Below are 9,935 nucleotides of genomic sequence, written 5' to 3'. Positions count from 1 at the left end.
CAGAAAACGATTTATTCAAGTAACTCTTCACCTTCTTAGCAATCATCATTGATAGTAGTTAAAACGTTAATCTAAGATTAAAAGAGGTTAATTTTGGGTGGGTATGGAATGAAATCATGAAAATAAAGTAATCGTACTAAAACTAAAATCACTACTTAAGTTACCAAGTGTCATTTAAATAATGGTAGTGATTTCGAACTAATTATATTTTTAACAATGAAATAATACTATTTGACCTAAAAACTAGCCTTATGGGTTTTGGGACTAAAAATAGTCAAAAAGATAATTTTAATATCCAGCCAAAAAGACCAATTTTCCAAGTACCAAAGATCGTGGTTTGTTCTTTGTTTTTTCTGTTCAGAGGTCTCTAAAGGTCCTCTCCATCCATTTACCTGAGCCCAACCTGTAATCCCCGGTTTATAATAATGCCTTACCATATATTTATCTTCACTTGCTTGCATCATTTGGTTTAAATGAACTCTATGAGGTCTAGGCCCAACTACGCTCATATCCCCTAGTAGTACATTTATAAATTGAGGCAATTCATCAAGGCTATATTTACGAAGAATCTTTCCGATTTTAGTGATCCTCGGATCATTAAAAGTAGTTGATTTAATTCCATTTTTAGGATCATCACAGCAACTCATCGTCCTAAATTTATGCAAACGGAATGGCTTGCTATTTTTTCCAATTCTTTCAGGTAAGTAAAAAACTGGGCCCGGAGAATCTAACTTGACCAAGATCCCAATAATTAAAAATATCGGGCTCAACAATATTAACATTGTAAAGGAAAACACTACATCAAATATTTTTTTCAAGAAATTGTAATAAGCATTGTCCAAGGGCAATTGCCGGGTATTAACAACTTCAAGATTCCCGAACTGATTTGTTTTGTATTTTTCACCAAAAACTTCTTTGTAATCGGGTATAAAATGAACCCTTGTCCCATGATAATCTGCTATTTTAACGATAGATTTAATAGAATTCATTTCATGAAATGGAAGAGCAATAATAATTTCATTCACATAATTTTCGCTAAGATAACTATTCAGGTTATCAAGATTAGTAACGGCTCTTTCAGCATTAAAACCATTACAATTCTCTAAATTACAATCTATAAACCCTTGCAAAGAAGACTTGGAAAAAGGATTAGCAGTCAAAAAGGACTCCACCTTTTGAGCTTGATTTCCATAACCAGCTACAAGTATATTGTTTATTTTTCTACTTCTATCTTGATTAATCCTGAGGCCTTGAAAGAGCAATAGGTTGGTAAAAACTCCAAATGCAGGAATTCCAAGCAGGATAGAAGCATGTAAGTCCCTCACCTCTTCAGGGAAAGAAAACATTAAAAAAACAAAAACTACTATCCCCGTCAGAACAAGGTATGTTTTTAGAAAGTTACCAATTCTTAACTTTAGAAAATGCCTATTCCCTAAATTCTCATATAGTTTATTAAAGTTTCCAATCACTAACCACAGAATTAAAAGTGTAGGTAAAATTAACAATAGCATTCTTTGTAGAAAAGCATCATTAATTTCCACATAATAGAGAGAAATGAAAAATGCCAAAGATAAATTAACTAGGTCTCCGCAAACTAAAATTGGAACGTTTCTTTTTTGGAAGTGTGTCATTGCTCAAAGTTGGTATAAGGGTATAAAATAACACGAATACATAAATGCATGAAAGCGATGTTTTGCAACAGCAAGAACTTCGCTAACAATAAACAGTTTGTTTCTAAGATTTCTGGTAGATTTCTGGTAGATTTTTGGTAGTTTTTATACTAATTAGGGTTTTTTGGGTTATATATAAACCATTATCAACAAACTTACCGAACGCTAAATCATACGTAAGGTAAATAATTGAATTTCAATAAAAAAATAAAATGCAATAAAAATACATTAAAAAACATTAAAGTGCCTTTCAAATTGGTTTTTAGACATTCTTAAAATTTTCCAATTCGAAAATCGTTTTGACTAAAAAACAAAGGAGAGGAACCTTAAATTATACAAAAAAAATAAATAATTTTAGATAGAAAAAGCTTCGAAATCTTAAAAAAATTATATATATTTTTTTTCTAATCATTAGAACGGGATAAAATTATTTGAGCAATACATTTTGGATGATTTTAAAAATAAAGGAGTTTCCAAAGAAGAATTAAGTGTTGGAATTAATTAAAAATTAGGTTCCCACAGGGTGCGAGCAGCGCCTTTTTATGTGAAATTCAAAAAAAATTACATTAAATACGTTTTATTATTTATAAAATACATTATCTTAGTCATTCTATTTACAATTGGACCCGAAAATGCCTTTCATTCTAAACTAAGTAAGTAATCTCTGTTAATTAAGAATGAAGTCAAAAGGTAAGTTATTAGGGAATTTTTACCTTATGTTCCAAAACAACTTTATTGTAACCAGTTTTTTCGGATTAAAGCGAGAAAGCGTAATAGATAAACAGCATAAAGTATAGAACCAAACCAATATGAGATCTATTCAAAATGACAACCAACTTTTATATATGGAAGATAAAAATCAATTTGATCCAATAAAATTTATTAAAAAAGTTCTTAGTTATTGGCCATTTATATTAGCGTCTATGGTGATCACATTGGGCTTGGCACATTATTATAACCAGTCCACGCCTTCAGTATATCAGGTTGGAGGGAAATTCATGATCACAGACAATTTAAATTCCAATTTAATTGATCTTACCGGTATGCCCCAGGGTTCTAGTTATCAGCCTCCGGGACAAAACATATCAAACCAATCCATACTAATGAAATCAAAGCCTGTGGCAGAGAAAGTTTTAGAATTAATGGATTTGAGTGTTGATTACTTTGAACCAGGAGTGCTAGCAGATACGGAATTGTATAAAAGCTCTCCAATATTTGTACAAGTAGATTGGAACCACCCACAGATTTTGGGAGATAAAATTAAAGTTTCATGGACTGACCAAGAGTCTTTTTCAATAAGCTTCCCAGGGGAATCCTATTTTAAATTTCTTCCCGGATTACCAAGTGAAAAAATAGAACTAGATAATTTCGAATCAAAAAAATTTAAATTTGGAGAATGGATTGATTTCCCATTAGCAAAAATTCAAATTGGACTTATAGAAAATGCCTCTGAAGGAGAAATTCTTATTCAATTAAATACAAAACAAAGTCTTCTTGGAAAATATGCAGGTGAAAATCTTCAAATTTGGCCTATCGATCAAACTTCTTCTATCCTTGGCTTGACCTTAAACACATCTCATCCGGTAAAGGGAGCGGAATACCTCAATAATTTAATGGAGGTATATATGGGAATGGAATTGGAAGAAAAAAACAGGGTTTCAAAAAATACCGTTGACTTTATTGACAAACAAATTTCAGGAGTAGCTGATTCCTTGAATTATTTTGAGACCAGCTTAGAGTCCTTTAGAAGTAAAAATAAAACCTACAATATCGAAGCGGAAGGAAGTTCTGTTTATAAAGCCATTACGGAATTAGAAAGACAACTCTCCCAAGAAAAATGGAAAAGGCAATATTTTACAAATTTACAAACCTATCTGGTCAGGGAGAGCTATGATCAAATCATAATACCATCAGGCATTGGTATAGAAGATCCGGTATTAAATGATCTAATTCAAAATTTAATAACCCTGCAGGAAGAAAGGTCCTATTACTTGAACACCTTAACTGAGGCTTCTCCATTGGTAAGTGGCGTTACAAGGAAAATTGAAGACAACACTACCTTGTTATTAGAGGCATTAAGGAATATAAATAATAACACTCAAAACCTGATTGAAGATTTAGAAAACAGGATTCAGACAGCAGAAAAACAATTCACACGCTTACCAACTACGCAACAAGATTTAATTAAGATAGAAAGAGGTTTCACCTTAAATGAAAGTATTTACACCTTCTTATTACAAAGAAGAGCTGAATCAGCTCTTGCTATGGCCTCAAATACCTCATCAAGCAGAATCGTAGAATTTGCCCAACCATCGGATCAACCTATAATAGTAAAAAAAATAGCTATATATATCATAGCATTCTTTATGGGGATAATTATTCCAGTTGCAATATTTAGCACAATTATCCTAATGGAAAAAAAGATCAATGACCCTGCTGAATTGGATGAAGAATTGGCAGTACCATTATTGGGTAAAATTTGCAAAAGTAAAACAGTAGGATCCTTGGCGGTATTGGAACAGCCAAGATCCGCGGTTTCAGAGACTTTTAGATCATTGAAAACCAATATCAGTTTCGTTATCCCTAAAGATAAGCAAATAACAGTGGCCATTTCCTCCACTCTGTCCGGGGAGGGGAAAACCTTTACGGCGATCAATTTGGCTTCAATTTATTCTCTGAATTCAAAAAACACAATATTGGTAAGCTGTGACATGTTTAAGCCTAGCACATTAAAAGATTTTGAATTAAAGAGTAAAATTGGCCTTTCCAATTTTTTGAGTGAACAGGTAAACAATGTAGATGAAATTATTCAGCCTACGAAATTCCCTTTGTTTAGTATCATTAGTTCAGGTGAAACCCCTCCGAACCCTTCTGACCTATTGGCATCAAAAAGATTTGGCCTTTTAATGGAAGATTTGAAAAGCAAGTATGACGTTATCATTCTTGATACACCACCTGTAGGTTTGATCAGTCAATCCTTTGAACTTTTGAAACAAGCGGACTTGACCCTTTATGTGTTGAGGTACAATTTCAGTAAAAAGGAATACATCAACGATCTCAATGAGATCAAAATGAAAAAGGGTGTGAATAATATTTTTGCAGTTCTTAATGATGTTTCAGACAAGCATTTAACCCATAAAGGATTTAGTTACGGATATTACCAAGAAGCGGGGAGCAAACAACATAAGTTTAAAAAACTTTTTGGAAGAAATAATGCGGCGCTTTAGCCTAACAATTTAGGCTGAAGCCTGAATTTTAAATCATTTAAAATTTCAGCTGTTTATTACAAAAAAAAACCATAAAAATTTTATTTGGAATGAAGGCATTTTTTCTTTTAATTGAATTGACCATTCCCCTATTCCTAGGGTATATAATATGGAAGAAAGGACAGCTTTCTATTTTTTATATGCCTGTAATATTTTTTTGCTATGCCTTCATAGATAGGAATTTGTCTGCAGCAATTAGCTATTTGATTTATGCAGTAATTATTGTTTTTTTCATTGTAAGTAACCCATTATTTATAAAAAGAAATGTTTTTGCAGTCCTCCTGATTCTATATTACTTCTTTTTATTACCAAACTCCAGGAACTTAACGGAAGTAAGACCAATATTTTTTGGGGCCATATTGGTGTTCTTTTTTGTGCCCTTATTATCTGAGGTTTCTAGAAAATATACAAGAGATCAACTTTTCGAGGCAATAAGCGAATCAGCATTTATCGTTCTAACCCTTTTCATTATCAATGTAATTCTTTCATCCATCTTTAGGTACATGCCAACAGGTGCAGGTTACTACGGCACCACTTCTGGACTCTTGTACGGATCACTTTCATTAGATAACCTAAACATCCTCCCATTTGCCGGCTATATTGTCATTCGCAGAGGAATTAAAGACAAAAATTTAATATTCCTATTGGTTTATTTGGTGGCTGCATTTTTTATCCTTCTTACATTTAGAAGAACAGTAATGCTATTAATTGTCTTAGCACCAGTATTTGTAATGGTGGAATTATTAAATTTTCGCCAATTTTTCGAATTTCTCAAATATGGATTCATTATTACTATAATAAGTAGCCTTGTGATATACCAAACAGGTTTTCTAGATGCTTTCTGGGAGCGGTATGAGAATCGTAAATTAGATGAAAGAGGGCTTGAAAAAGAACCCCGACTCATGGAGTTTGAAATGATTTACAAGGACATGTTTGTATATTATGATTACAGCCCATGGTTTGGCTATGAGCTTTTTGCATCACATGGGAATTATGGGAAAGGCAAACTAGGTCCGAGAAGCCTGCACACTGACTTTGGAACAATCATGCATGCAAGCGGAATAATTGGATTCTCGTTGTACCTATTAATGGTTTTTACAGCCTTTTATTCAGTTTGGAGACGAACTAAAACAAGAGAGGATTATCTACGCATTTTATTTATTTCCATGGCTTTTGTAATATTTTTCATGTCCGGAAGATGGCACACCATCTCCTCAATGGCAGTCATGTATGGCTTATTATATATCCCACTAGGCAAAAACCCAAAAAAGCCACCTAATTTAAATCTTGTAAAAGTTAAATCATTGAGGTTAGCCCCTGAAAATAATGTGCTTGTTAAGTAAAATAATGGTAAGATTTAGTTTTTCTTGAATTTATCAAAGGCCCATAAACCTCCTGCTACCTTATTTAATTTAAAACTGATTATAAAATATTTATATGAAACCTGTCATTTTACTCGGAATGCCTAGAAGTGGGACTAAACTATTACGTTCATTTCTAAACCAACATCCTAAAATCAACATCCCTCACAACGAAAGTTATCTAATTCACAATTCTATTCGACAGTTTGGTGAAAGCTTTGATTTTAGTGTTTTAAAAAACAGGATTGAATACTTTCAATTTCTAACTACAACTAAATTCTACGGAAAATGTAAAGCCGATGGGTTTGATTTCACCTTTGAAGATTTTGAGCGTTTGCTATCGGTATATGATTGGCAACATGTATTTAAATTAATATTAAATTTTTATGGTCCGAAGGGCCCACATCATCAATTTTTATGGGGAGATAAATCTCCGGGTACCTTTTCCCAGTTAAAATATATTCATCAGATTTTCCCCAATGCATATATTGTACATATCGTACGAGATCCAAGGGACTATTGCTTATCTGCCAAAAATGCTTGGGGAAAAAATGTTTTCAGATCTGTTCATAGATGGAATCTTGAAATCAACTATTATTCTAAATTAGTCAATGATTTAGGAATCAACTCTATCAATATTAAATACGAAGACCTTATTGATTCTCCAATTCAACAATTGGAAAAAATATGTGAATTCTTAAACATTGAATACCCTTCCGGTTTGGAAAACCTCCAAAAAACTGTTGAAAACATAGGCTCTACCAAGGGTAAACCCACGGTAGTCAAAGGAAATAAAGAAAAGTATATCAAAGCATTTAATTCAAAAACTATCAGCAAATTAGAGGGTATAGGTAAAGAAGGTATGGTTTCAATGGGATATCCTATTAGTTATCAAGGAAAAAGCATAAGCCTAAATCCAATTTACCTTAAATATGCATCCCTTATGGACGGTCTTCACTCACTCCAATTTCATATGAAAAATAAAGGCCTGCTAGAAGGGTTTTCCTATTTCAGTAAACTCCATTCCAATAAGAGATAAGCCAATTTACATTTATAAAAGCATCGTTTTTAGTTTTAAACTAAAAAACCACACCAATTAAATTCCTCCTATGAAAATATTAATCGATATCAAACATCCAGCGCAACTTAATTTGTTTAAGGGCTTGGCTAAGGAGCTTGTGTCCTTGGGGTGGACAGTAATCATCTGCTATCTTGATCGCGGTAAACTTCCAAAAATTATTGATAGGGAATATTCAGAATTTAATCGAATAAAAGTAGGAAGCAGTAAAGGAACTAAATGGTCCATATTTTGGAATGGCAATGTTTTGAGGACTACCTCTTTTTTACAAATAATAAGAAAAGAGAAGTTCAATATTTGTATTTCAGCTAGCAGCGCCCCCTTGGCCTTGGCCTGTAAACTTACCGGGACTCCACTGCTTCAGTTTTATGATGACCCAGAAAGGAAGGCCATAAACAAGATCAATGCAAAACTCTCCACTAAAATATTTTTCCCTCCAATCGTAAAAGAAAATAAGCAGGTAGAAATATTTGATTGCCTTAAAGAGTGGAGCTACTTAAGCCCATCGTATTTCAAACCAGATGAAACTGTCTTAGAGAAATACGGACTTAAGCCGAATGAATATGTATTTGTAAGAGAAGTAAGTAATAAATCCTTTAATTATTATAACCAGGAGGATGCTATTATTTGTAGTTTTTCCGATCAAATCAATAAAAACATTCCGGTTTTACTTTCTTTAGAGGATAAAAGTATAAAAGACAAGTTTCCCAACAATTGGACTATTTTGGAAGAGCCAATTGCCGATATCCATTCACTAATTTATTTCTCAAAATTGATGGTGTCATCCGGAGATAGCATGGCAAGAGAAGGAGCTATGTTAGGTATTCCTAGCATCTATTGTGGGATTAGGGAAATGAAAGCGAATCAATTATTAATTGACAAAGGAATCTTAGAGCATTGCCCGGTAGAGGAGGCCGTAAAGCCCTTTAACGATTATATTTCTGCTGAATTTGACCAAGAGAAACAAATTAAAATCAGAGAAAACCTACTTAAAGAATGGGATGATATGAATCAGTTCATGATGTCACAAATTTTAAAATATAAAAAATAAAAATATGAAGATTTCAATTTTCGGATTAGGCTATGTTGGCTGTGTAAGTCTAGGGTGTCTTTCAAAAAATGGACATGAAGTAATTGGTGTGGACATTAACCCTCTAAAGGTGGGGCTCATTAATAAGGGCTTACCTACAATTGTAGAGAAAGACATCGATAAGATCATCAAACAGGAGTTTGAAAAAGGGAAAATTTCTGCTACTGTATCTGCTACTGAGGCTATAAAAGCTACCACTCTAAGCATTATTTGTGTAGGTACTCCTTCTTCACCTCAAGGTCATCTTAATCTAAATTTCATTTACAAAACTGCGGAACAAATAGGTGAGGCCTTAAAGGAAAAAGATGACTTTCATGTGGTAGTTATCCGAAGTACAGTATTACCCGGAACAAATCAGAAAATTGGAGAAATAATTGAAACTTTTTCCGGAAAGAAAAGAGGAGAAGGTTTTTCAGTTGTTTCAAACCCTGAATTTCTGAGGGAAGGGTCCGCTGTGAAAGATTATTATTCTCCGGCTGTAACCGTAATAGGAGGCGACCATCAAGAAGCATTAGAAACTGTTTCATCCTTGTATAAAGACCTAAGTAGTCCAATTGAAATAACAGGAATAGAGGAAGCAGAGATCATCAAATACGTTAATAATTCTTTTCATGCATTGAAAATTTCCTTTGCCAATGAGGTAGGAAATATTTGCAAGTCCCTAAACATTGACTCCCACAATGTAATGGAGATCTTTTGTAAGGACACCCACCTTAATATATCCCCTGTCTATTTTAAACCTGGATTCGCCTACGGAGGATCCTGTTTACCAAAAGATTTAAAGGGATTGGTAACTTTAGCCCATGACCAATATTTATCCACACCCGTTCTTAATGCTATCCATGAATCTAATGAAAATCAAAAAAGAATTGCATTTGAATTAATAAATAGGACGGGAAAAAGAAAAATTGCACTCATGGGATTGTCCTTTAAAGAGGGAACAGATGATTTAAGGTATAGCCCTTCTGTGGATATTTCAGAGAAATTGATAGGTAAAGGTTTCAAACTTTCTATTTATGATAATAATGTACATATGTCTAAATTAGTTGGAGCCAATAAGCAGTTTATAGATCAACACCTACCCCACTTATCAGAATTGATAACTAATGATCCTAAATTGGCATTGGAAGACGCTGACATTGTATTATTAAATCACAAGAATTTTGATCCAAAACCATATATGGACCTGTTATCTGAAAAGGAAATATTGATAGATTTAGTAAGGATACCAGAATTGGAAACTCTTCCGAATTATGTAGGCCTGTGCTGGTAAATGACTGGGACTAAAAAATAGTTTTATTATAATTCAATACTAGACATTTGCTTCCAAAATGATTGTGGAGCAAATGTCTATACCATAATATTCTAATTATAGCTGGTAGCCTAAACTAAGTGATTATTCCGACAAAAGTATACCAGCATTCCGCGGCAAAGTATACCAGTCTTTTCTCTGGCATCTTAATCCTTAAA

The 9,935-nt window shown here is 33.3% G+C and carries 6 protein-coding genes; 5 read left to right on the top strand and 1 reads right to left on the bottom strand.

Annotated features, from left to right (window positions below; genetic code table 11):
• Positions 1–236: 236 nt before the first annotated feature.
• Entirely contained in the window at positions 237–1,631 is a 1,395-nt protein-coding gene (locus Q4534_RS23875) for an undecaprenyl-phosphate glucose phosphotransferase (protein WP_303615677.1), read from the bottom strand.
• 848 nt (positions 1,632–2,479) lie between these two features.
• Between Q4534_RS23875 and Q4534_RS23870 the strand changes: the two genes are divergently transcribed.
• From Q4534_RS23870 to Q4534_RS23850, 5 genes are all read left to right on the top strand, one after another.
• The gene (locus Q4534_RS23870) at positions 2,480–4,897 is read left to right on the top strand and encodes a tyrosine-protein kinase (RefSeq protein ID WP_303615676.1); all 2,418 of its coding nucleotides are present in this window, start codon (positions 2,480–2,482) and stop codon (positions 4,895–4,897) included.
• An 89-nt stretch (positions 4,898–4,986) separates the two neighbouring features.
• Positions 4,987–6,279 (top strand): hypothetical protein, encoded by a 1,293-nt coding sequence (locus Q4534_RS23865; RefSeq protein WP_303615675.1) that lies wholly within the window; start codon positions 4,987–4,989, stop codon positions 6,277–6,279.
• A 94-nt stretch (positions 6,280–6,373) separates the two neighbouring features.
• Positions 6,374–7,336: a sulfotransferase gene (locus Q4534_RS23860; protein WP_303615674.1), complete on the top strand. Its 963-nt coding sequence runs from the start codon at positions 6,374–6,376 to the stop codon at positions 7,334–7,336.
• Between the two features lie 70 nt (positions 7,337–7,406).
• Positions 7,407–8,426 carry a DUF354 domain-containing protein gene (locus Q4534_RS23855; protein WP_303615673.1) on the top strand — a complete coding sequence of 340 codons (1,020 nt, stop codon included), beginning with the start codon at positions 7,407–7,409 and terminating at the stop codon, positions 8,424–8,426.
• Between the two features lie 4 nt (positions 8,427–8,430).
• Positions 8,431–9,738, top strand: a complete 1,308-nt coding sequence (locus Q4534_RS23850; RefSeq protein WP_303615672.1) for a nucleotide sugar dehydrogenase — start codon at positions 8,431–8,433, stop codon at positions 9,736–9,738.
• Positions 9,739–9,935 lie beyond the last annotated feature (197 nt).

It is taken from the genome of Cyclobacterium sp. 1_MG-2023, from assembly GCF_030546805.1.
GTDB lineage: Bacteria > Bacteroidota > Bacteroidia > Cytophagales > Cyclobacteriaceae > Cyclobacterium.
The sequence above is the reverse complement of the archived record's forward strand: the minus strand, read 5'-3'. Positions and strand labels throughout refer to the sequence as shown.